Raw genomic sequence first — 20,943 nt, 5'->3', positions numbered from 1 at the left:
GTCTAGCGACGGGAAAGGGCACGCTCGGGCACTCGACGCATGGTCCGCGCCGAGCGAATGGCACGGATCACGTTCACCGCCTCCGCCCGTCCGCCGCGCAGCGGGCTGAGACAGACGACGGCGAGGGCGATGAGGTAGGGCTTGAGTCGGACGAGGGCGTTCTCGCCGTAGCGGAAGTGGACGACGAAGAGGTTGCGGAACATGTAGAACCCCTTCCACGTGTCCAGGGAGTGCTGCTGGTCGAAGTCGAGCTGGCGCACCAGCACCGCGTCGCGCACGGCCAGCACCGGGAAACCGGCGTGGCGGGCCCGCACGGCGAAGTCGACGTCGTCGTAGAAGATGAAGAACGACGGGTCCGGCAGGCCGATCGCGTCGATCACCCGGCGGTGCACCAGGAAGCCCTCGAAGGCCACGTTCTCGACCGGCACCGTCTCGGGCATGGCGCCCCGGTCGGCGTACGTCGAGTCGACGGTGGCCCGCTTGGGCCGGACCGCGAGCGGGTTGCGCAGGTCGAAGCGGACGGCCGCCTTCTCCACCAGCCGTCCGGCGAGGTCCTCGCGCACCGCGGCCAGGCACGGCGCGTCGTGGCGCAGCAGCACCTCGAGACAGTCCGGGGCCGGCACCACGTCGTCGTCCATCAGCCAGATCCGGTCGTGCCCGGCCTCGTAGGCCTGCTGGACGCCGAGGTGGAAGCCGCCGGCCCCACCGAGGTTCTCGTCGCTGTGGGTGAGCACCAGGGGCAGGTCGCGACGTGCCTGCAGGACCGCGCGGGTCTCGTCGGAGCTGGCGTTGTCGATCACGTGGACGGCATCGGGCATCCGGGTCTGGGCGGCCAGCCCGTCCAGCATCCGGGCGAGCAGCTCGGCCCGGTTGTAGGTCACGATGACGACCGCGACGCTCTCGCTCACAGGTACCTCCGGTGCCCGGTGAAGTCACCGCGCAGCCCGGCGTACATCGCGCGGGCGCTCAGCCGCAGGCGACGGACGCTGGGCCGGGTGAAGGTGTAGAACCACGCGGTCTTGGCCACGAACGCCAGCGCGTGCAGGCGGCCGCGGTAGTCGCGCAGGTTGAGCAGGTTGTTGCGCGCCATGCAGTAGTGCTTGAGGTCGCTCGGGCTGTGGTTGTACGTCGTGCGCCCGTGCGCCATCGGCGTGCCCAGGTCGTCGGTGGCCGGGTGCAGGAAGCGGGCGTCGACGACGGTGGCCACCCGGGCGCCGGCGGCGCGGGCGCGCCAGAGGTACTCCACGTCGTCGCCCCAGATGAAGAACTCCTCGCGCGGCAGGCCGATGCGCTCCACCAGCTCGCGGGTGAGCAGGACGCCGTTGAAGGGGATGACCACGTCGGGGATCAGCCCGTCGCGCGCGGCCGCCTCGACCTGCGCCATCGCGTGCACGACCTGGGTGGAGCCGGGCAGGCGGATCGGGAAGCACAGCCGGGTCGGGTCCTGCTCGGCCAGCACCGCGGGGCCCCAGAAGTCGAGGTCGCGGTGGCCCAGCAGCACGTCGAGGCAGTCCGGTTCGGGGACCCCGTCGTCGTCCATCAGCCAGACCAGGTCGGCACCGCGCTCGACAGCGGCGGCCAGACCGGCGTGGAAGCCTCCGGCGCCGCCCCGGTTCTCCGGCAGGGTGAGGGTCTCCACGCCCGCCGGGGCCGAGGCTGCCAGCCAGGCGCCGGTGCCGTCGGTGGAGGCGTTGTCGACCACGAGCACGCCGTCGAGCCGGCCGACCTGGGCGAGGCGGGCGAGCAGCCGCTGGAGCAGCGCCAGGCGGTTGAAGGTGACCACGACGGCGAGCACGCGCTCGTTCGGATGGTCGTCGGGGGGCACGGCATACACCCTAGGGCGTGGCCTGAGCCGGTCCGCACCCGCCGCCGCTCAGCAGGCCGAGCCCAGGTCCTCGGCCTGGTTGGCGGCGTAGCCCTCGCGCAGGGAGCCGATCGAGCCGCCGGTCACCGAGGTCGGCGACTGGGCCGCCTTCGCCTTCTTCTTCTTCGGCGCCTTCGCCGTGCCCTCGGAGGCGTCGATCGCCTCGGCGACCTTGCGGTGGACCAGGTCGATGTCGGGATCCGCGGTCTGGATCATCGGCGGGACCAGCGAGAGCGTCGAGATCTTCTGACCCTTGGCCTTGAGAGCCAGCGGGAGGAACCGGTCCAACTCGCTGCCGGGCAGATTCGTGGAGACCATCGCCGAGCTCGCCGCGGCGATCTTCTCGAAGTTGCGGACCGCCGTGGTCGGGCTGATCTGGGTGATCATCGCGTTCATCACGCACTTCTGCCGCGCCATCCGCGAGTAGTCGTCGGAGCCCTCACGGGCCCGGGCGAACCACAGCGTGTCGTGACCGTCGAGCTTGCGCTCGCCGGGCTCGATGTAGTGGAAGAAGTCGTCGTGCGGGAGGCCCACCGGGATCCGGTCGCGCACGTTGAGGGTGACGCCGCCGAACGCGTCGACCAGGTCCTTGAAGCCCTCGAGGTTGACCATCGCCCAGTAGCTGATGTCGAGGTCGGTGATGCCCTCCACCGCGGAGACGGTGGCGTCCATGCCGGGGTGCTCGGAGTCTCCGAAGAGCTCGGGGTTGTCCTCGGCCCAGGTGCTGACGCCGTTGAGGTAGCAGTCGTCGCAGTCGAAGCCGTCGGGGAACTGCTCGGCCATCGTCGAGCCCTTGGCGAAGGGGAAGTTCGCCATGTTGCGCGGCAGCCCGATCAGCACCGTGCGCCCGGTCTCGGCGTCCACGCTGGCCACCGTGAGGGAGTCGGGGCGCAGCCCCCAGCGGCCGGCGCCGGAGTCCCCGCCGAGCAGGAGCACGTTGAAGCGCCCGTCCGAGGAGCCGGCCACCTTGCCGTCGCCGAACATCGTCAGGAAGTCGCGCTGGACTCCCACCACGTGGGCGCCGAAGAGCAGCGTCCCGGCGACCGAGAAGCACAGCAGGCCGTTGACGCCGACGACCGCGAGCCGGTGGTTCTGGCGCAGGGTCAGCGGGGCGCCGAGGCGCCAGGCGTCCATGAACAGCACCGCCCAGCCGATGGCCAGCGCCATCAGCAGCAGCCGCAGGACCCCCAGCAAGAAGGTGTTGGTGCCGAGCCAGTAGAGGAGGCCGTGCCAGACCAAGCCGAGCAGCAGCACCGGCAGTGCGATCGCCAGCACCGCGGCGCAGGTCAGCAGGGCGATCCGCCCGACGCGCCGGTTGCCGGCGACCAGCTGCGCGGAGCCCGGCAGGACCAGCGTCATCAGCATCAGCGTGATCGCGCGACGGAACCGCACGCGCCCGGCACGGTCGTCCGCGCTCAGCGCGACCGGTCGTCCGGGGCCGGGCAGGTCGCCGTCTCGATCGGGCAACCCGGGGGAAGATTCGGGTGGCATCCGAAGTGCCTCTCTACTGATGGGTCCTGCTGAGCTGATGGGTCGTGCGGAGCTGGCCGACCCAAGACAGCCAGTATCACCAGTCCCAGCAGTCACAGGCGGGTACGACGCGCCGGTGTCGGCTCACTCTCCTCGCCGGACGGCCCGGCTCAGCGGTCGCGGCCGCGGTCGATCTCCTGCTTGCGGGCGAGCCGGTGGGAGCGCCGGATCTCGGCCTCACGCGAGCGCCGTACCTCGGTGCGGGTCTCGGGCACCAGGGCGGGCACGGGGCGAGCCGCGCCGTCGGCGTCGACGGCCACGAAGACGAAGTACGCCGAGGCGACGTGGCGGGGCTCCGCGGCGTCGTCCCAGGGCTGCGCCTCCACCCGCACGCCGATCTCCATCGAGGAGCGCCCGGCCCAGTTGACCTGTGCCGAGGTCCTGACGATGTCGCCAACCCGGACCGGGTTGAGGAACACCATCTCGTCCATCGCCGCGGTGACCGCCGGGCCGCCGCTGTGCCGCTGGGCGACCGCGCCAGCCGTCGAGTCGGCCAGCTTCATGATCTCGCCCCCGTGCACGTTGCCGAGCAGGTTCGCCTCGGCGGTGTGCATCAGCATCGCCAGCGACACCCGTGCGTAGGCCGGCGGATGCGCCAGTACCGGCTCCGCCAGTGCCGAATGGGCCAGTGCCGAGGGGTCCATCAGCTCGGTCTGGTGCTCGCTCATGCGCGGAACGCTAGTCGCGCCCGAGGGCCGCGGCGCCGAAGGGCCGCGGGCATCGGGCGCAGAAGTGGCGGGGATCTCCTCGAGCCCGCTCGGGGGGCGTGCGACCCGTGGACAGCGCGGCGCCCTTCTGCCATGGTCGATCCGGGCGTGGTGACGGGGCCGACGCCTGGCGGGGGGCCGAGGTGCTCCCGGACAGGGAGTGAACATGGAGCGACTCACACCGCTGGCGGCGGCCTTCTTGGAGGCGGAGGACGTCGATCCCACCGCCTCGATGGCCATCGGATCGTTCGCGATCTTCGAGGGGCCAGCCCCGGACTTCGACGAGTTCGTCGAGACGATCGCCGGCCGCCTGCCGCTGGTGCCGCGCTACCGCCAGAAGCTGCGCCAGGTCCCCTTCGACATCGCTCCCCCGGCCTGGGTCGACGACCCCGACTTCGACGTGCGCTGGCACATCCGCAACACCGCCCTGCCCTCGCCCGGCGGTCCCGCCGAGATCGGCCGGCTGCTGAGCCGGGTGATGTCACGCAGGATGGACCGCGGCCGGCCGCTGTGGGAGTACTGGTTCTGCGAGGGCCTGCCCGAGGGTCGGTGGGCGCTGCTGTCCAAGCTCCACCACAGCGTCGTCGACGGGGTCTCCGGCACCGACCTCTACAAGCTCGTGCTCGACCCCACCCCCGAGCCCCGTCCCGCGGTGCCCGACGACTGGCAGCCCGCGGCACCGGTCTCGACGGCGGCGTTCACCGCGCAGGCCCTGTGGGACCTGAGCACCACCCCGGCCCACACGGTGGCGGCGCTCGGCCGGACCGTGCGCAGCCCCGGCCGGCTGATGCGCTCGAGCCTGGACTCCGCCCGCGGGCTGCTGGCCCTGGCCGGCACGCTGCGCCCCGGCCCGGCCACCTCGCTGACCGGGGCCCTGGACGGCAGCCGCCGCTACGCCTGGACCGACACCCGCCTGGAGGACGTGCGCGCGGTGCGCAAGGCCTACGGCGTCACCGTCAACGACGTCGCGCTCGCCGCCGTGGCCGGCGGCTTCCGCGCGCTGCTGCTGCACCGCGGGGAGACCCCCGACGCGCGGGCCCTGCGCTCGCTGGTCCCGGTCTCCACCCGCGCGCCGGGCGAGGAGTCGATCCCCGACAACCGGGTCTCGATGATGCTGCCCCACCTGCCCGTCGACCTCGCCGATCCCGTCGAGCGGCTGCTGGCGGTGCACGAGCGCATCGGCAAGCTGCGCGCCAGCCACCAGATCGAGGCCGGCGGCAACCTGACCGCCGCGTTGGAGCTGAGTGCCTTCGCCCCGGTCGCCTGGGCGATGAAGCTGGGCCTGGGCCTGCCCCAGCGCCAGATCAGCACGGTGACGACCAACGTGCCGGGACCACGACAGCCCCTCTACGCCCTGGGCCGCGAGGCGGTGTCGCTGCTGCCCTACGTGCCGATCGCGGACCAGGTGCGCTTCGGCGTGGCGATCTTCTCCTACTGCGACACCCTGACCTTCGGGATCACCGCGGACTACGACGCGGCCCCCGACCTCGACGTGCTCGTCGACGCCATGGCGGCGTCGGTCACCGAACTGGTGGGCGCGGCGCGGTAGCGTCTGGAACATGGTTGACCGTCCCCCCAACGGCGGACCCGACAAGGGGACTCCGGAGTACGACTGGCTCTACGGCTCCGGCGCGACGGGCACGCCGCCCGACGACGCCACCCGGGCGATCCCCACCACGCCCCGCCGGCGCCCGCGCCCCGACGAGACCCAGGTGATGCCGGTGCAGCCGGCCCCCGGTGTCCGTCGGCCCGCCGCCGAGCCCACGCCGCGCCCGGCCCCTCGGCCCTCGTCGTCCACGCGCACCGCGCCACCGCGCCCCGCTCCGGCCCCGCCCGGCGAGCCGCCTCGAGGCCGCCGCTGGCGTCCGCGCCCCCGCCTGCGCTGGGTGTGGGCGCTGCTCATCCTGTGGCTGATCTTCCTGGTGGCGACCCCCATCTGGGCCCTGCAGAAGGTCGAGAAGGTGGACGCCACCCCCGAGGGCGACCGGCCCGGCGAGCAGCCCGGCACGACGTACCTGGTCGTCGGCAGCGACAAGGCCGACGACCTCAGCGACGAGCAGCGCAAGGCGGTGCGCGCCGGCGAGCGCCAGGGCCAGCGCACCGACACCATCATGCTGCTGCACACCGGCTCGGGCCCGAACGTGCTGATGTCGATCCCCCGGGACTCCACCGTGGAGATCCCCGAGCACGGGACCGGCAAGGTCAACGCTGCCTTCGCCTACGGCGGGGCGCCGCTGCTGGTGGAGACCATCGAGCAGAACACCGGCATCCGCGTCGACCACTACATCGAGATCGGCTTCGGCGGCGTGATCAACATGGTCGACGCCGTGGGGGGCGTGGAGATCTGCCCGAAGCAGGCGATGAAGGACCCCGCCGCGCGGCTGAACATCAAGAAGGGCTGCCAGGAGGTCGACGGGCTCACCGCTCTCGGCTACGCCCGCTCACGCAAGACCTACTCGGCGCGCGGAGACGTGGACCGTGCCGCGGCGCAGCGCGAGGTGGTCTCCGCGCTCGGTGCCAAGGTGCTCTCGCCGTGGACGGTGCTCAACCCGGTGCGCTACTTCCGCCTCAACACGGCGGCAGCCGACGCGGTGCGGGTCAGCGAGGGCACCGGTGTCTTCACGCTGGGCAAGTTCGCGATGGCGATGACCCGGGTGAACGGCGACAAGGGGCTCACCTGCGGCGTGCCGATCTCGGACCTGCGGGTGACCTGGGACGCGGAGCGCTCCCAGCAGATGTTCGACTACATCGCCGAAGACAAGACCGACGACATCCCCAAGAAGCTCTGCACACCGTCAGGACTCCCCAGATGACCTCCTTCTCCACCCTCGACTGGAGCGTGGACGCCGACGGCGTCGCCACGCTGACCCTCGCCCGCCCCGACGCGCTGAACGCGTTCACGGTCACGATGGCCGCCGAGCTCGAGCAGGTCTTCCTCGACGCGGCGCGCGACGACGAGGTGAAGGCGATCGTCGTGACCGGCGCGGGCCGGGCCTTCTGCGCCGGCATGGACCTCTCCGCCGAGGGCAACGTCTTCGGTCTCGACGAGGACGCCGACCCCACCCCGGAGGGGCTGCGCGCGCACCTCACCGAGGCGCCGTACGACCAGGGCGTGCGCGACACCGGAGGCAAGGTGACGCTCGCCATCCACGCCTGCCCCAAGCCGGTGATCGCCGCGATCAACGGCCCGGCCGTCGGCATCGGCGCCACCATGACGCTGGCGATGGACCTTCGGCTGGCCTCGACCAAGGCGCGGATCGGCTTCGTCTTCGGTCGCCTCGGGGTCGTGCCGGAGGCGTGCTCCACGTGGTTCCTGCCGCGCATCGTGGGGATCCAGCAGGCCCTGGAGTGGATCTACTCCGCCGACATCCTCACCGCCGAGCAGGCCCACGCCGGGCGGCTGGTCCGCTCGGTGCACGAGCCCGAGGACCTGCTGCCGGCCGCCCTCGAGCTCGCGCGCTCCTTCGTGGTGGGCCGCTCCCCCGTCGCGCTGGCGCTGGCCAAGCAGATGCTCTACCGCAACTCGGCCGCCGCTCACCCCCTCGAGGCGCACCTCGCCGACTCGCTGGCGATGTGGCACACCTCGGTCGGCGACGGCAAGGAGGGCGTGGCGGCGTTCCGCGACAAGCGTGAGCCGAAGTTCACCGGCCGGGCCAGCGACCTCCCGCGGATCTTCCCCGGCTGACGCCGCCCGCGCGACGGGCATGGATCGGGTCGCATCGGGTACCAGGGCGCCCATGGAGGCAGCCGAAGCCGAACGGCTCCGCGCAGCGGGCCTACGTGTCACGCGCCCGCGGGTAGCCGTGCTCGCCGTGCTCGAGGATGCCCTCGTACACGGGGAGCACCTGCCCGTCCAGGACATCGTGGCCCGCACGCGGGCCCGGGCCGGTGATGTCTCCATCCAGACGGTCTACGATTGTCTGGACGCCTTCGGACGCACCGGTGTCGCCCGCCGGGTCGAGACGGCCGGCTCCCCGGCCCGCTACGAGGCCCGGGTCGGCGACAACCACCACCACCTGGTCTGCCGCTCCTGCGGGCGGACCGTCGACGTGGACTGCGTGGTGGGTGCCGCGCCGTGCCTGGAACCGTCGACCACCGACGGCTTCGTCGTGGATGAGGCCGAGGTGACCTTCTGGGGCCTGTGCCCCGCGTGCGCCGCGTCCCCGGAGTCGTCGCGCGCGTGACCCCCGCCCGCACCCGCACGACCATCGACCGACGAGAGGATTCACCATGACCCAGGACGACGGCCGTCGAATGCTCACCACCCGCCAGGGGCATCCGGTCTACGACAACCAGAACCAGCGCACGGTCGGGTCCCGCGGCCCGGCCACGCTGGAGAACTACCACTTCCTGGAGAAGATCAGCCACTTCGACCGCGAGCGCATCCCCGAGCGGGTCGTGCACGCGCGCGGGTTCGTCTGCTACGGCGAGTTCGAGGCCTCCGGGAAGGTCGGCGACGAGCCGATCGCCAAGTACACCCGAGCCAAGCTCTTCGCCGAGGCCGGCAAGAAGACGCCGCTGGCGATCCGCTTCTCCACGGTGATCGGCGGGCGCGACTCCTCCGAGGCGGCCCGCGACCCGCGCGGCTTCGCGGTGAAGTTCTACACCGAGGACGGCAACTGGGACCTGGTCGGCAACAACCTGGGCGTCTTCTTCATCCGCGACGCGATCAAGTTCCCCGACGTGATCCACTCCCTGAAGCCGGACCCGGTCACGTTCCGCCAGGAGCCGGCCCGGATCTTCGACTTCATGTCGCAGACGCCGGAGTCGATGCACATGCTGGTGAACCTGTTCAGCCCGCGCGGAATCCCCGCCGACTACCGGCACATGCAGGGCTTCGGGGTGAACACCTACAAGTGGGTGAACGCCGAGGGCGTCTCGCACCTGGTCAAGTACCACTGGCAGCCGCGGCAGGGCGTGAAGAGCCTGACCGAGGAGGACGCCGCCAACATCCAGGCCGGCGACCTGGGACACGCCTCGAAGGACCTCTACGAGGCCATCGAGCGCGGTGACTACCCGCAGTGGGACCTCTTCGTCCAGCTGATGGAGGACCACGACCACCCCGAGCTGGACTTCGACCCGCTCGACGACACCAAGGTCTGGCCCGAGGAGATCTTCGAGCCGAGGTTCGTCGGCACGATGACGCTCAACCGCAACGTCGAGGACCACCACAACGAGAACGAGCAGATCGCCTTCGGCACCGGTGTCCTGGTCGACGGCCTGGACTTCTCCGACGACAAGATGCTGGTGGGGCGGACCTTCTCCTACAGCGACACCCAGCGCTACCGGGTCGGCCCGAACTACCTGCAGCTGCCGGTGAACGCGCCGAAGAACGCCCGCGTGCAGACCAACCAGCGCGGCGGCGAGATGTCCTACCAGGTGGACCTCGCCGAGGGGCAGAACCCGCACGTGAACTACGAGCCGTCCACGATGAACGGTCTCAGCGAGGCCATCAAGCCCGGGCACGTGGAGACCGGCCCCGAGATCAGCGGCCGGCTGACCCGGTCCCGGATCCCGCGGACCAACGACTACGCCCAGGCCGGCGAGCGGTTCCGGCTGATGGAGGACTGGGAGCGCGACGACCTGGTCGCGAACCTGGTCGCGAACATCTCCGAGGCCACCCGGGAGGTCCAGGAGCGGATGGTCTGGCACTTCTTCATGTGCGAGGACGAGCTGGGCCAGCGCGTGGGTGACGGGCTCGGCATCACTGCCGACGACGTGCGCCACCTCGCGCCGCTGGAGACCCAGCAGCTCAACGACGAGGAGAAGCGTCGCCTGGAGAACCTGGGCAAGAACGGCCCGCGCGACGTCACCGGTCACACGATGACCCACTGCGTCCCCAACGAGCACGTAATCGTCACCCGCTGACCCACCCACGCCGAGTCGGCGCGAACTCACCCGAGTTTCGCGCCGACTCGGCGTGAGCTCGCGCACGAACAACGCCGAGTCGGCGTGAGCTCGCGCCGTACGGCGGTCGAGTCGGCGTGAGCTCGCCCGGTACGGCGGTCGGGGGCCGATCCACCGGCGCCTAGGATGCCCCCGTGAGCGCAACCCTCGTCGCCAAGGATCTGTCCGGAGGGCACGCCCACCGCACGCTCTTCGAGTCCCTCGACCTCACGGTCGCCCCCGGGGACGTGGTCGGCGTCGTCGGCGCCAACGGGGCAGGCAAGACCACCCTGCTCCGGCTGCTCGCCGCCCTCGACGCGCCCCTGGCCGGGACCGTCTCCACCGCCCCCTCCGACGCGTTCGTGGGCTGGCTCCCCCAGGAGCACGAGCGGGTCCCCGGTGAGCGCGTCGCCGACTACATCGCCCGGCGCACCGGCGCCGCCCGGGCCACCGCCGCGATGGAGGCGAGCGCCGCGGCCCTGGAGTCCGGCGCCCCCGGCGTCGAGGACGCCTACGCCGTCGCGCTCGACCACTGGCTGGCCAGCGGCGCCGCTGACCTGGACGAGCGGATCCCACCCGTGCTGGCCGACCTCGGCCTCGACGTCGGCGCCGACGCGCTGATGACCTCGCTCTCCGGCGGCCAGGCCGCCCGTGCCGCGCTCGCCGCGCTGCTGCTCAGCCGCTTCGACCTCGTCCTGCTCGACGAGCCGACCAACGACCTCGACCTGGCCGGGCTGGAGCGGCTGGAGTCCTTCGTCCGCGGGCTGCGCAGCGGAGTGGTGCTGGTCTCCCACGACCGCGAGTTCCTGGCCCGGTGCGTCACCCGGATCGTCGAGCTGGACCTGGCCCAGCAGAAGGTGGCGGTCTACGACGGCGGGTACGACGCCTACCTGGAGGAGCGCGCGGTGTCCCGGCGCCACGCCCGCGAGTCCTACGACGAGTTCGCGACCAAGAAGGCCGACCTCGTGGCCCGGGCGCGCACCCAGCGCGAGTGGAGCTCCCAGGGCGTGCGCAACGCGATGAAGAAGGCTCCCGACAACGACAAGATCCGGCGCAAGGCCAGCACCGAGTCCTCGGAGAAGCAGGCCCAGAAGGTGCGCCAGATGGAGTCGCGCATCGCCCGGCTCGAGGAGGTCGAGGAGCCGCGCAAGGAGTGGGCCCTGCAGTTCACGATCGGGGCGGCCCCCCGGTCCAGCTCGGTGGTCGCGACCCTCAACGAGGCCACGCTGCGCCGCGGCGACTTCACGTTCGGTCCGGCGTCGCTGCAGGTCAGCGCCCGCGACCGGATCGCCATCACCGGCCCCAACGGCGCCGGGAAGTCCACCCTGCTCGGCCTGCTCCTGGGCCGGCTGACCCCCGACTCCGGCAGCGTCAGCCTCGGCGCCTCGGTGGCGGTGGGCGAGATCGACCAGGCCCGCACCGGGCTGGCCGAGGACCTGGCACTCGGCGACGCGTTCGAGGCCGTGGTGCCCCAGATGACGCCGGCCGAGGTGCGCACGCTGCTCGCCAAGTTCGGCCTCAAGGCCGACCAGGTGGCGAGCCTGGTGGCGCGCCTGTCCCCCGGCGAGCGCACCCGGGCCGCGCTCGCCCTGCTCCAGGCCCGCGGGGTGAACCTGCTGGTGCTCGACGAGCCGACCAACCACCTCGACCTCCCCGCGATCGAGCAGCTCGAGGAGGCGCTGGAGAGCTACGACGGCGCCCTGCTGCTGGTCTCCCACGACCGGCGGCTGCTCGACAACGTCCGGCTCGACGCGCGCTGGGACGTCGACGCCGGTCGGGTCACGCTCCGCTAGCCTCGCGAGCAAGCCGCCGGTGTAGGGCTCCGGGCGAGGGGGTCGCGCCCGGCGGGATCGCGGCCCAGACTGGGACGATGTCCGAACACTGGCAGAGCATCGCGGCCGAGCGCCGGGCGATGGCGGATCTGTGGGACACCCTCGGTCCCGAGCAGTGGGCGACCCAGAGCCTGTGCCCGGACTGGACGGTGCACGCGGTGGCCTGCCACCTGGTCAGCGTGCTGGAGGCGGACCGGCGCACGATGGCGGCCGCGTTCGTGCACGGCCGGGGGGTGCCGCGCCGGGCCACCCAGTGGCTCACCACCACCCTCGCCGACTGGTCGGGCGCCGACCTCGCCGCGGCGCTGCGCCGCCAGGCCGACAACCGTTTCGCTCCGCCGGGGCTGGGCTCACGCTCGTCGCTGACCGACGTGATGGTCCACCGCGTCGACATCGTCGTACCGCTGGGCCTGCCCGTCGACCGGCCCGTAGAGCACTGGTCTCCGGTGCTGGACTTCCTGCTCGGCCCCCTGCCGATGATGGGGATGATCCGGGGTGGGCGGCCGTCGCTGTCCTACCGCGCCGTCGACCTCGAGTGGCGGCACGGGAGCGGGCCCGAGGTCACCGGGCCGGCGGCGGCCCTGGCCACCACCGCCGCCGGGCGCGCCGCGCTCGCCGAGGAGCTGGCCGGTCCCGGCGCGCCGACGCTGCGCGCCTGGGCCGGCGCCTCGCCCTGATCCGCTCCCCCGGCAGTGGCGGGGGGCCGGGCGGCTCAGTGCGCGCCGGCCGGGTGCGTCTCTCGACGCGCCGCCACGAGGCAGACCACCGCGGCCAGCAGCAGCAGGGCGACGTTGGTGATCAGCGCGGCCGCGAAGGCGTCCTCGGGGGTGGCGCCCCCGGCGAGCCGGTGACTGAAGACCACGCCGAGGATCGCGGGGCCGAGCGCGGCGCCGTACTGGCGCAGCACGGTGTTGGTGGCGGCCGCCATGCCGGCCATCCGCAGCGGGGTCGAGTTGATCGCGGCGGTCGTCACCGCGGTCATCATCGTGGTGTTGCCGAGGCCGAAGATCGCCAGGCGCCAGCCGAGGTCCCACACACCGGTCTCGGCGGTGATGAAGGTCAGCGAGAACAGACCGGTGGCGCCGATGACCAGCCCGAGGGCCAGGACGTGCATCGCCTTGAGCCGCTGCATCAGCAGGGCCGCCAACGGCCCGACCGCGACACCGAGCCCGGTGGCGAAGAGCAGCCGCAGCGCGATCTCGAGCGCGTCGAGGCGCTGCACGAAACCCAGGAAGAGGCTGAGCAGGAACATGCCGCCGACGATGGAGAACATCGCGATCACCCCGGCGAACCCGGAGGCGGAGAAGGCCGGCGAGCGGAAGATCGCCAGGTCCATCAGCGGGGCCTCGCTGCGCCGCTCGATCACCAGGAACGCCAGCAGGGCGACCGCGCCCACGCACAGCCCGACCAGCGCCTGCCAGGACGTCCAGCCCTGCTCGCCACCCTCGATGATGCCGAAGATCGAGAATGCGATCGCGACCGTGGCGGCCAGCTGGCCTGGCCAGTCGAGGCGACGGCCCTCGACCGGGGCCGACTCGGGGAGCAGCCGCAGCGCAATCCCGGTGGCCACCACCGCGAGCGTGGTGGACGGGGCGTAGATCCAGTGCCAGGCACCGACCTGCAGCACGGTCCCGGAGAAGATCGGGCCGAGGGCGAGGCCGGACATCAGGCCCATCGACCAGAAGCCGATGAACTTGCCGCGGGCGCGGAAGTCCGGGACCGCCTGGGCGATCAGGGCCAGGGTGGTCGGGATCAGCAGACCGGCGCCGAGCCCGGCGATCGCCTGCCCGATCCACAGGACGCGCAGGGCGTGGTCGTCGAGGACAGCCGAGCCGAGGCCGGCGGTCGCGCCACCGAGGATGGTGAGCACCATCCCCACCAGGAAGACCCGGCGCCGTCCGTGGATGTCGCCGAACACGCCTGCCGAGAGCACCGCCGCCGCCATCGGGATCACGTACGCGTCCGAGACCCACTGCAGCCCGGCCGTCGAGGCTCCGGTGTCGGCGCCGATGGTGGTGAGCGCGACGCTGACGGCGGTGATGGGCACGTAGGTGACGAAGATGCCCAGGATCGCCAGCGCGATGGTGGCCCTGGCGTGATCGGCGTGTCCGGCGGGCAGGGCGGCGCCCCGCGGAGCTGAGGTGGTGGGTGACGACATCGGCGAGCAGACCTCCATTTGGTTCACGCTAAAATAGTCGCAGCGTTGAAGTAATGCCAACGAGGAGGTCCGATGGCGCAGCGACGAGACCGCGTCGACTCGATCCTGGACCACGTCCGCGGGCCGGGGGTGGACCTCACCGTGAAGGAGGTGCACACCCGCCTGCGCCGACTCGCTCACCATCTCGACACCGAGGCCCGCCGCAGGCTGGCTCCGCAGGGCATCGAGTTCTGGGAGCTGCCGCTGCTCTCCAGCCTGATCCGCTCGCCGGATCCGCTCAGCGTCGGCGCCCTGCAGGACCTCGCTCAGGTGACCCCGGGGGCCATCACGCACCGCATCGCCAAGCTCGAGGAGGCCGGCGCGGTACGGCGCGCCTTCGACAGCCGCGACCGGCGCCAGGTCAACGTCGAGCTCACCGAGGCGGGGCGCGCGCGCTTCGCGCAGGTGCTCGCCGCGGTCGGAGAAGTCGAGGCGGAGCTGTTCGGCGACGTCGACCGCGACCTGATGGAGCGCCTGGCCGGCGACCTGCGCCTGCTCACCCTGGCCACCGAGGGGCCCGATCCGGCGCTCGGCGAAACCCCGCCCAGGTGACCTGCTGGGCGCCCCAGCCCGGGCCCCAGCCCGTCACAGCTCGCTCTGCACCCCCGCCAGCAGCTGGCGTGCCATCACGATCCGCTGCACCTGGTTGGTGCCCTCGTAGATCTGGGTGATCTTGGCGTCGCGCATCATCCGCTCGACCGGGTAGTCGCGGGTGTAGCCGTAGCCGCCCAGGATCTGCACGGCGTTGGTGGTGACCTCCATCGCCACGTCGGAGGCGAAGCACTTGGCGGCGGCGCCGAAGAACGTCAGGTCGTCGTCCCCGCGCTCGCTGCGCCCGGCCGCGGCGTACGTCATCTGCCGGGCGGCCTCCACCTTCATGCCCATGTCGGCGAGCATGAACTGCAGGCCCTGGAACTCCGCGATCGCCTTGCCGAACTGCTGGCGCTCCTTGGCGTACTCCAGCGCGTAGTCCAGCGCCCCCTGGGCGACGCCGACCGCCTGCGCGGCGATCGTCACCCGGGTGTGGTCGAGGGTCTTCATCGCGGTCTCGAACCCGGTGCCCTCGGCACCGATCATCCGGTCGGCGGGGATCCGGACGTTGTCGAGGTAGACCTCGCGCGTCGGGGAGCCCTTGATGCCGAGCTTCTTCTCCGGGGCCCCGAACGAGACGCCCGGGTCCGACTTCTCCACCACGAACGCCGAGATGCCGCGGCTGCGCTCGGCGGGATCGGTCACCGCCATCACCGTGTAGAACTCTGACTCGCCGGCGTTGGTGATCCAGCGCTTCACGCCGTTGAGCACCCACTCGTCGCCGTCGCGCACCGCGCGGGTCTTCATGCCGAGTGCGTCGGAGCCGGCGTCGGGCTCGGAGAGGCAGTAGGAGAAGCCGCCCTCGCCGGCGGCCAGCTTGCCGAGGTACTTGGCCTTGAGCTCCTCGGAGCCCGCGATCTGCACCGGCAGCGAACCCAGCTTGTTGACCGCCGGGATCAGCGAGGAGGACACGCAGGCGCGGGCCACCTCCTCGATGATCAGCACGGTGGCCAGCGCGTCGGCGCCCGCCCCGCCGTACTGCTCGGGCACGTGGGCGGCGTGGAAGTCGGCGGCCTGCAGCGCGGCAGCCGCCTCACGCGGGAAGCGGACCTCCTCGTCGACGGCCGCGGCGTACGGCGCGACCTTGGCGTCGCACACCGCCCGGACCGCCTCCCGGATCGCCTGGTGCTCCTCGGAGAGGGCGTACAGCGGGTAGGTCGACGAGTCCTGGCTGCTCATGCGCCCAATGCTACCCGCGGGTAGTTGTGCCATGCAGCCAGACCGGGATGCCGGCCGAGGGCTTGCCGGTCGTCGTAGCGTGGCCCCATGAGCACCGACTGGCAGGATCCCGCGGCCGTGGCACTGATGCTCGACGAGCTCGAGACCTGGGCCGTCGTCGGGCTCTCCGGCGACCCCAGCCGCACCGCCTACGAGATCGCCCGGCTGCTGCAGGAGCGCGGCAAGAGGATCGTCCCGATCCACCCCACCGCACCGACGGTGCTGGGCGAACAGGGCTACCCGACGCTGGCCGACGTGCCGTTCGACATCGACGTGGTCGACGTCTTCCGCCGCTCCGAGGCGGCCGGTCAGTTCGCCGACGAGGCCGTGGCGGTCGGGGCGAAGGGCGTGTGGTTCCAGCTCGGCGTCATCGACGAGCTCGCCTTCCGCCGTACGACGCAGGCCGGCCTCGCGATGGTGATGGACACCTGCCCCGCCATCGAGTGGCGCCGCGCTCGCTGACGCATCGCCGCCCCGTCGAGCCGGCGGGCATGGCGCCACAGGGGTTTGCCCGCGGGTGATTGGGATACCGCCCCTCGCGCACCGGCCCCGGACGAGGAGAAGCGAGTGGAGACCGAGATCGAGCTCACCGTCGACGGGGCGCCCCGACGGGTCCGGGTCGACACCCGGACGACGCTGCTGGACGCTTTGCGCGAGCGCCTCGGCGTGACGTCGCCGAAGAAGGGGTGCGACCACGGCCAGTGCGGCTCGTGCACCGTGCTCCTGGACGGACGCCGGCACCTGACCTGCCTCGCGCTGGCCGTCGCCTTCGACGGCTCCGAGGTCGTCACCGCCCAGGGGCTGGCCGACGCCGCCGACGGTGAGCTGCACCCCGTCCAGCGGGCCTTCCTCGACACCGACGGCCTCCAGTGCGGCTACTGCACCCCCGGTCAGGTCTGCTCGGCGGTCGGCATGCTCGAGGAGGCGGCCCAGGGCCACCCCAGCAGCGTCAGCGACGACCTGTGCGCGCACGCCGAGCTCGGCGACGACGAGATCCGGGAGCGGATGAGCGGCAACCTGTGCCGCTGCGGCGCCTACGCCAACATCCGCGCCGCGGTGCGCGAGGCCGCCAGCGGGAGCCCGGCATGAGGGAGCTCGACTACCGGCGCCCCGACGACGCGGCGGGCGCCGTGGCCACGGTGAGCGCGGACCCCGACGCCGCCTTCCTGGCCGGCGGCACCAACCTGGTCGACCACCTCAAGCTCGGGATCGCCACCCCCACCACGCTGGTCGACGTGCGCCGGCTGGGGATGGACGCCGTCGAGGAGCACGACGGTGGGCTGCGCATCGGCGCCAACGTGCGCAACAGCGACCTGGCGGCCCACCCCGAGCTGCGCCGGCGCTACCCGGTGGTGGCGCGGGCGCTGCTCTCCGGCGCCTCGGGTCAGATCCGGCACCAGGCCACGACCGCCGGCAACCTCCTGCAGCGCACCCGCTGCGTGTACTTCCAGGACCTGAGCACCCCGTGCAACAAGCGCGAGCCGGGCACCGGGTGCTCGGCGGCCGAGGGCTACGGCCGCTACAACGCGATCCTCGGCGCGTCGCCGGAGTGCGTGACCGTGCACCCCTCCGACCTCGCGGTGGCACTGGCCGCGGTCGACGCGAGCGTCGTCGTGCTCGGACCCGACGGGGAGCGACGGCTCCCGTTCGCTGAGCTGCACCGGCTGCCGGGCGAGCACCCCGAGCAGGACACCACCCTGGAGCACGGCGAGCTGATCACCGCCATCGAGCTGCCGGACCTGCCGATGGCGGCGCTCTCGGGCTATCACAAGGCGCGCGACCGCGCGTCGTACGCCTTCGCGCTGGTGTCGGTGGCCGCGGCCCTCGACCTCGACGGCGACACCGTGCGCGACGTCCGCATCGCCTGGGGCGGGGTGGCGCACAAGCCGTGGCGTGCCCTGCGTGCCGAGGAGGCGCTGCGCGGCGCACAGCTCACCGAGGAGGCCGTCCGCGCGGCCGCCGACGCCGAGCTCGTCGACGCGGTGACCACCGAGCAGACCGGCTACAAGGTGGCGATGGTGCGCGGGGCCACGGCCCTGGTGCTGACCCGGCTCGCCGCCGCGCGAGGAGACCAGCGATGAGCCCCACCCCCGAGCACCTGGCCGCCCCGATCGCCGCCCGGTCGATGGGCACCCCCGAGCGGCGCCACGACGGCGCGGCCAAGGTCACCGGCGCCGCGACGTACGCCGTCGAGCGCGGTGCCGACGACGGCATCGAGAACCCGCTGCACCTGTGGCTGGTGACCTCGACGATCGCCAAGGGACGCGTGGTCGGCGTCGACGCCGGCGCCGCGCTCTCCCACCCCGGCGTGGTGGCGGTCCTCGACCACACCAACGCCCCCCGGCTGGCCGACACCGAGGACCGTGAGCTCGCCGTCCTCCAGGACGACGCGGTCGGCTTCCACGGCCAGGTCGTGGCCTGCGTGGTCGCCCGCACCTCCGAGGCGGCGCGCGAGGGCGCCCGGCTGGTCCAGGTGGACTACCAGGTCGAGCCGCACGCCGCCGACTTCTCCGACGCCAGCGAGCTCTACGCCCCCGAGGAGGTCAACGGGGGCGCGACCACCGACACCGAGGACGGCGATCCGGACACCGCGCTGGGCGAGGCCGAGACGCTGCTGGAGGCGACCTACCGGACCCCGCACGAGCACAACAACCCGATGGAGCCGCACGCGGTCACCGCGCTGTGGTCGCTGTCCGGCTCCGGGCCGCGGCTCACCCTGTGGGACTCCACCCAGGGGGTGCACGCCGTCGCCGCGACGCTGTCGGGGGTGCTCGGAATGGAGCAGCACGAGCTGCGGGTGGTGGCTCCCTACGTCGGTGGCGGCTTCGGCAGCAAGGGACTGCCGCACTGCCACGAGGTGGTCGCGGCGCTGGCCGCCCAGGCCCACGCCGGGCGCCCGGTGCGGCTGGCGCTGACCCGCCAGCAGATGTTCTCGCTGGCCGGCTACCGCACGGCGACGGTCTCGCGGCTCCGGCTCGGCGCCGACGCCGACGGCCGCCTCGACGTGATCGAGCACCACGCAAGCTCGCAGACGTCGGCGATCAAGGAGTTCGCCGAGCAGACCGCCACGGTGACCCGGATGATGTACGCCGCGCCGCACCGCCGTACCACGCACCGGGTGGCCGAGCTCGACGTCGCGGTGCCGTCGTGGATGCGCGCCCCGGGCGAGATGCCGGGCGCCTACGCGCTGGAGACGGCGATGGACGAGCTGTCGTATGCCTGCGGCGTGGACCCGATCATGCTGCGCTCGCGGAACGAGCCCGAGCTCGACCCCGAGACGGGGCAGCCGTTCAACGACCGGCAGCTGATGGAGTGCTTCCGCCGCGGCGCGGAGCGCTTCGGGTGGGCGCAGCGGCCGCCGCAGCCGCGCGCCACCGCCGAGGGCGAGTGGTGGGTCGGCACCGGCGTGGCGGCGGCGACGTACCCGGCGATGGTGATGCCGGGCAACGAGGCGACCGTGCGCTCACTGGAGTCGGGCCGGTACGCCGTGCAGATCGGCGCCGTCGACATCGGCACCGGCGCGTGGACGGTGCTGGCGCAGATCGCCGCCGACGCGCTGGACGTCGAGGTCGCCGACATCGAGCTGGAGCTCGCCGACAGCCACCTCCCGGCCGCCTCGGTGGCCGGCGGCTCCTCGGGGACGAGCTCGTGGGGCACCGCGGTGGTGGCCGCGGCCCAGGCGTTCCGCGAGCGGTTCGGCGACCGCCCGACGCCGGGCTGCGAGCTCACCGCGAGCCCCGCCAACGACCCGATGGCCGGCGAGTTCGCGCTGCACTCGTTCGGGGCGGTGTTCGCCGAGGCGCGGGTGCACCGCTTCACCGGCGAGATCCGGGTGCCGCGGCTGTTCGGCGTCTACTCGGTGGGGAGGGTGATCAACCCGGTGACGACCCGCTCGCAGCTGATCGGCGGCCTCACCATGGGCCTCTCCGCGGCGCTGTTCGAGGAGGGCGTGCGCGACCCGCGGTTCGGTCACGTGGTGACCCAGGACCTGGCGACCTACCACATCGCCGCGCACGCCGACGTGCGCGAGATCGACGCGGAGTGGCTCGAGGAGTCCGACCCGGCGGTGACCCCGATGGGCTCACGCGGGGTCGGGGAGATCGGGATCGTCGGCACCGCCGCCGCCGTCGCCAACGCGACCTACCACGCCACCGGCGTGCGGGTCCGCGACCTGCCCGTCACCCCCGACAACTTCGTCCAGTAGCCGGCCGCGCCCCACAACGCCGAGTCGGCGTGAACTCACCGCCGTACGACGCCGAGTCGGCGTGAACTCACGCCGACTGGGAGTGCCACTCCTCGGCGAGCAGGGCATAGCCGTAGCCGTCGAGCCAGGCGCCCGAGCGGTGCAGGGAGTCGCGGACACTGTGCGTCTCGCGGCGCATCCCGATCCGCTCCAGGAGGCGCCACGAGCGCTCGTTGTCGGCGAAGCACTCGGCGGTGACCCGCCGCAGCCCGAGGTCCACGAAGCAGATCCGCAGCAGCGCGCGGGCCGCCTCGGTGGCGTAGCCCTGCCCCGCGTGGTCCGGGCTGAGCCCGAAGCCGATCTCGGCCTGCACACCGGTGGCCCGATCGGCCACCTCGCGCTGGGCCCACGCGTCCTGGATGGACAGCATGAGGTCGCCGATGATCGCGCCCTCGCGCTCCACGACCAAGGTCCTGGCGCGCCGAGAGTCATCGGCGAAGAGCTCCTCGAAGGTCGCGAAGTCCGGTGCGGCGAAGCTCATCCAGTGGCTGACCGGCTCGAGGGAGCGGATAGCCCATAGCTGGGGCAGATCGTCGATCCGCAGCGGACGCAGGGAGAGCCGATCGGTGAGGACCGGCCAGGGGACGTCGTCGAGCATGGAAACCATGCCCCCATCGTCGGGGTCGACGCACTGTCTCCCACCGCCGACACCCCGCTTCGAGCCCCCCGCGTTCAACGCCCGCTCTCGCTCCGGCCGACCCGACGCCCGACGCCCGACGTACGGCCCGACGTACGACGTACAGCCGGCGCCCGACGTACGGCCAGCTGTAACGCGGGGTTATGCCCACTGCCACCGTGGGCTGGGTCTATCGGTGGAAGCAACGGGTCAGGCTGCTGGCGTTGTTGTCAGCAGCGCGGCCAGCGCTTGGGCTGGG

The 20,943-nt window shown here is 72.5% G+C and carries 19 protein-coding genes; 12 read left to right on the top strand and 7 right to left on the bottom strand.

What is annotated here, in order from left to right; translation table 11 throughout:
• Positions 1-2 precede the first annotated feature (2 nt).
• From AC6EI4_RS08395 to AC6EI4_RS08380, 4 genes are all read right to left on the bottom strand, one after another.
• On the bottom strand, positions 3-908 hold the full coding sequence (locus tag AC6EI4_RS08395; RefSeq protein WP_498451183.1) for a glycosyltransferase family 2 protein: 906 nt from the start codon (positions 906-908) through the stop codon (positions 3-5).
• On the bottom strand, positions 905-1,825 hold the full coding sequence (locus AC6EI4_RS08390; protein WP_498451182.1) for a glycosyltransferase: 921 nt from the start codon (positions 1,823-1,825) through the stop codon (positions 905-907). The genes AC6EI4_RS08395 and AC6EI4_RS08390 overlap by 4 nt, the downstream gene beginning before the upstream one ends.
• Before the next feature lie 48 nt (positions 1,826-1,873).
• Positions 1,874-3,355 (bottom strand): LCP family protein, encoded by a 1,482-nt coding sequence (locus AC6EI4_RS08385; protein WP_498451181.1) that lies wholly within the window; start codon positions 3,353-3,355, stop codon positions 1,874-1,876.
• A gap of 149 nt (positions 3,356-3,504) precedes the next feature.
• Entirely contained in the window at positions 3,505-4,062 is a 558-nt protein-coding gene (locus tag AC6EI4_RS08380) for an acyl-CoA thioesterase (RefSeq protein ID WP_498423363.1), read from the bottom strand.
• 205 nt (positions 4,063-4,267) lie between these two features.
• Between AC6EI4_RS08380 and AC6EI4_RS08375 the strand changes: the two genes are divergently transcribed.
• The 7 genes from AC6EI4_RS08375 (at position 4,268) to AC6EI4_RS08345 (ending at position 12,496) form a co-directional block, all read left to right on the top strand.
• On the top strand, positions 4,268-5,650 hold the full coding sequence (locus tag AC6EI4_RS08375; protein ID WP_498423366.1) for a WS/DGAT/MGAT family O-acyltransferase: 1,383 nt from the start codon (positions 4,268-4,270) through the stop codon (positions 5,648-5,650).
• A gap of 10 nt (positions 5,651-5,660) precedes the next feature.
• Positions 5,661-6,914 (top strand): LCP family protein, encoded by a 1,254-nt coding sequence (locus tag AC6EI4_RS08370; protein WP_498423368.1) that lies wholly within the window; start codon positions 5,661-5,663, stop codon positions 6,912-6,914.
• Positions 6,911-7,786 carry a crotonase/enoyl-CoA hydratase family protein gene (locus AC6EI4_RS08365; protein WP_498423369.1) on the top strand — a complete coding sequence of 292 codons (876 nt, stop codon included), beginning with the start codon at positions 6,911-6,913 and terminating at the stop codon, positions 7,784-7,786. Before AC6EI4_RS08370 ends, AC6EI4_RS08365 begins: the two co-directional genes overlap by 4 nt.
• Positions 7,787-7,805: 19 nt before the next feature.
• Positions 7,806-8,285 carry a Fur family transcriptional regulator gene (locus tag AC6EI4_RS08360; protein ID WP_498451180.1) on the top strand — a complete coding sequence of 160 codons (480 nt, stop codon included), beginning with the start codon at positions 7,806-7,808 and terminating at the stop codon, positions 8,283-8,285.
• 46 nt (positions 8,286-8,331) lie between these two features.
• Positions 8,332-9,969, top strand: coding sequence for a catalase (locus tag AC6EI4_RS08355; RefSeq protein ID WP_498451179.1), 1,638 nt, complete (start codon positions 8,332-8,334; stop codon positions 9,967-9,969).
• Between the two features lie 173 nt (positions 9,970-10,142).
• Positions 10,143-11,780 carry a ribosomal protection-like ABC-F family protein gene (gene abc-f, locus AC6EI4_RS08350; RefSeq protein WP_498451178.1) on the top strand — a complete coding sequence of 546 codons (1,638 nt, stop codon included), beginning with the start codon at positions 10,143-10,145 and terminating at the stop codon, positions 11,778-11,780.
• A 77-nt stretch (positions 11,781-11,857) separates the two neighbouring features.
• Complete coding sequence (locus AC6EI4_RS08345) at positions 11,858-12,496, top strand: maleylpyruvate isomerase family mycothiol-dependent enzyme (protein WP_498451177.1); 639 nt, start codon at positions 11,858-11,860, stop codon at positions 12,494-12,496.
• Between the two features lie 35 nt (positions 12,497-12,531).
• On the opposite strand, the gene AC6EI4_RS08340 is transcribed toward AC6EI4_RS08345, so the two are convergent.
• A complete protein-coding gene (locus AC6EI4_RS08340) occupies positions 12,532-13,995 on the bottom strand; it encodes an MFS transporter (protein WP_498423525.1) in 1,464 nt (487 codons plus the stop codon).
• Between the two features lie 54 nt (positions 13,996-14,049).
• On the opposite strand from AC6EI4_RS08340, the gene AC6EI4_RS08335 reads away from it, so the two are divergent.
• On the top strand, positions 14,050-14,568 hold the full coding sequence (locus AC6EI4_RS08335; protein ID WP_498451176.1) for a MarR family winged helix-turn-helix transcriptional regulator: 519 nt from the start codon (positions 14,050-14,052) through the stop codon (positions 14,566-14,568).
• A gap of 33 nt (positions 14,569-14,601) precedes the next feature.
• On the opposite strand, the gene AC6EI4_RS08330 is transcribed toward AC6EI4_RS08335, so the two are convergent.
• The gene (locus AC6EI4_RS08330; protein WP_498451175.1) at positions 14,602-15,786 is read right to left on the bottom strand and encodes an acyl-CoA dehydrogenase family protein; all 1,185 of its coding nucleotides are present in this window, start codon (positions 15,784-15,786) and stop codon (positions 14,602-14,604) included.
• A gap of 87 nt (positions 15,787-15,873) precedes the next feature.
• On the opposite strand from AC6EI4_RS08330, the gene AC6EI4_RS08325 reads away from it, so the two are divergent.
• The 4 genes from AC6EI4_RS08325 (at position 15,874) to AC6EI4_RS08310 (ending at position 20,029) form a co-directional block, all read left to right on the top strand.
• Entirely contained in the window at positions 15,874-16,287 is a 414-nt protein-coding gene (locus tag AC6EI4_RS08325; protein WP_498423382.1) for a CoA-binding protein, read from the top strand.
• A 105-nt stretch (positions 16,288-16,392) separates the two neighbouring features.
• Entirely contained in the window at positions 16,393-16,914 is a 522-nt protein-coding gene (locus AC6EI4_RS08320) for a (2Fe-2S)-binding protein (protein ID WP_498451174.1), read from the top strand.
• Positions 16,911-17,906: an FAD binding domain-containing protein gene (locus AC6EI4_RS08315; RefSeq protein ID WP_498451173.1), complete on the top strand. Its 996-nt coding sequence runs from the start codon at positions 16,911-16,913 to the stop codon at positions 17,904-17,906. Before AC6EI4_RS08320 ends, AC6EI4_RS08315 begins: the two co-directional genes overlap by 4 nt.
• Complete coding sequence (locus AC6EI4_RS08310) at positions 17,903-20,029, top strand: xanthine dehydrogenase family protein molybdopterin-binding subunit (protein WP_498451172.1); 2,127 nt, start codon at positions 17,903-17,905, stop codon at positions 20,027-20,029. Before AC6EI4_RS08315 ends, AC6EI4_RS08310 begins: the two co-directional genes overlap by 4 nt.
• Positions 20,030-20,096: 67 nt before the next feature.
• On the opposite strand, the gene AC6EI4_RS08305 is transcribed toward AC6EI4_RS08310, so the two are convergent.
• Positions 20,097-20,675 (bottom strand): GNAT family N-acetyltransferase, encoded by a 579-nt coding sequence (locus AC6EI4_RS08305; RefSeq protein WP_498451171.1) that lies wholly within the window; start codon positions 20,673-20,675, stop codon positions 20,097-20,099.
• Positions 20,676-20,943 lie beyond the last annotated feature (268 nt).

The organism is Nocardioides sp. Z43_10, from assembly GCF_059766615.1.
Note: the sequence above shows the minus strand (reverse complement) of the source record. Positions and strands in the feature narration are given on the sequence as shown.

Bases quoted from the DNA above. Each gene is read 5' to 3' on its own strand.
- AC6EI4_RS08385 (WP_498451181.1), bottom strand. From the start codon at position 3,355: ATGCCACCCGAATCTTCCCCCGGGTTGCCCGATCGAGACGGCGACCTG.
- AC6EI4_RS08380 (WP_498423363.1), bottom strand. From the start codon at position 4,062: ATGAGCGAGCACCAGACCGAGCTGATGGACCCCTCGGCACTGGCCCAT.
- AC6EI4_RS08375 (WP_498423366.1), top strand. From the start codon at position 4,268: ATGGAGCGACTCACACCGCTGGCGGCGGCCTTCTTGGAGGCGGAGGAC.
- AC6EI4_RS08370 (WP_498423368.1), top strand. From the start codon at position 5,661: ATGGTTGACCGTCCCCCCAACGGCGGACCCGACAAGGGGACTCCGGAG.
- AC6EI4_RS08365 (WP_498423369.1), top strand. From the start codon at position 6,911: ATGACCTCCTTCTCCACCCTCGACTGGAGCGTGGACGCCGACGGCGTC.
- AC6EI4_RS08360 (WP_498451180.1), top strand. From the start codon at position 7,806: ATGGATCGGGTCGCATCGGGTACCAGGGCGCCCATGGAGGCAGCCGAA.
- AC6EI4_RS08355 (WP_498451179.1), top strand. From the start codon at position 8,332: ATGACCCAGGACGACGGCCGTCGAATGCTCACCACCCGCCAGGGGCAT.
- AC6EI4_RS08345 (WP_498451177.1), top strand. From the start codon at position 11,858: ATGTCCGAACACTGGCAGAGCATCGCGGCCGAGCGCCGGGCGATGGCG.
- AC6EI4_RS08340 (WP_498423525.1), bottom strand. From the start codon at position 13,995: ATGGAGGTCTGCTCGCCGATGTCGTCACCCACCACCTCAGCTCCGCGG.
- AC6EI4_RS08335 (WP_498451176.1), top strand. From the start codon at position 14,050: ATGGCGCAGCGACGAGACCGCGTCGACTCGATCCTGGACCACGTCCGC.
- AC6EI4_RS08330 (WP_498451175.1), bottom strand. From the start codon at position 15,786: ATGAGCAGCCAGGACTCGTCGACCTACCCGCTGTACGCCCTCTCCGAG.
- AC6EI4_RS08325 (WP_498423382.1), top strand. From the start codon at position 15,874: ATGAGCACCGACTGGCAGGATCCCGCGGCCGTGGCACTGATGCTCGAC.
- AC6EI4_RS08315 (WP_498451173.1), top strand. From the start codon at position 16,911: ATGAGGGAGCTCGACTACCGGCGCCCCGACGACGCGGCGGGCGCCGTG.
- AC6EI4_RS08310 (WP_498451172.1), top strand. From the start codon at position 17,903: ATGAGCCCCACCCCCGAGCACCTGGCCGCCCCGATCGCCGCCCGGTCG.
- AC6EI4_RS08305 (WP_498451171.1), bottom strand. From the start codon at position 20,675: ATGGTTTCCATGCTCGACGACGTCCCCTGGCCGGTCCTCACCGATCGG.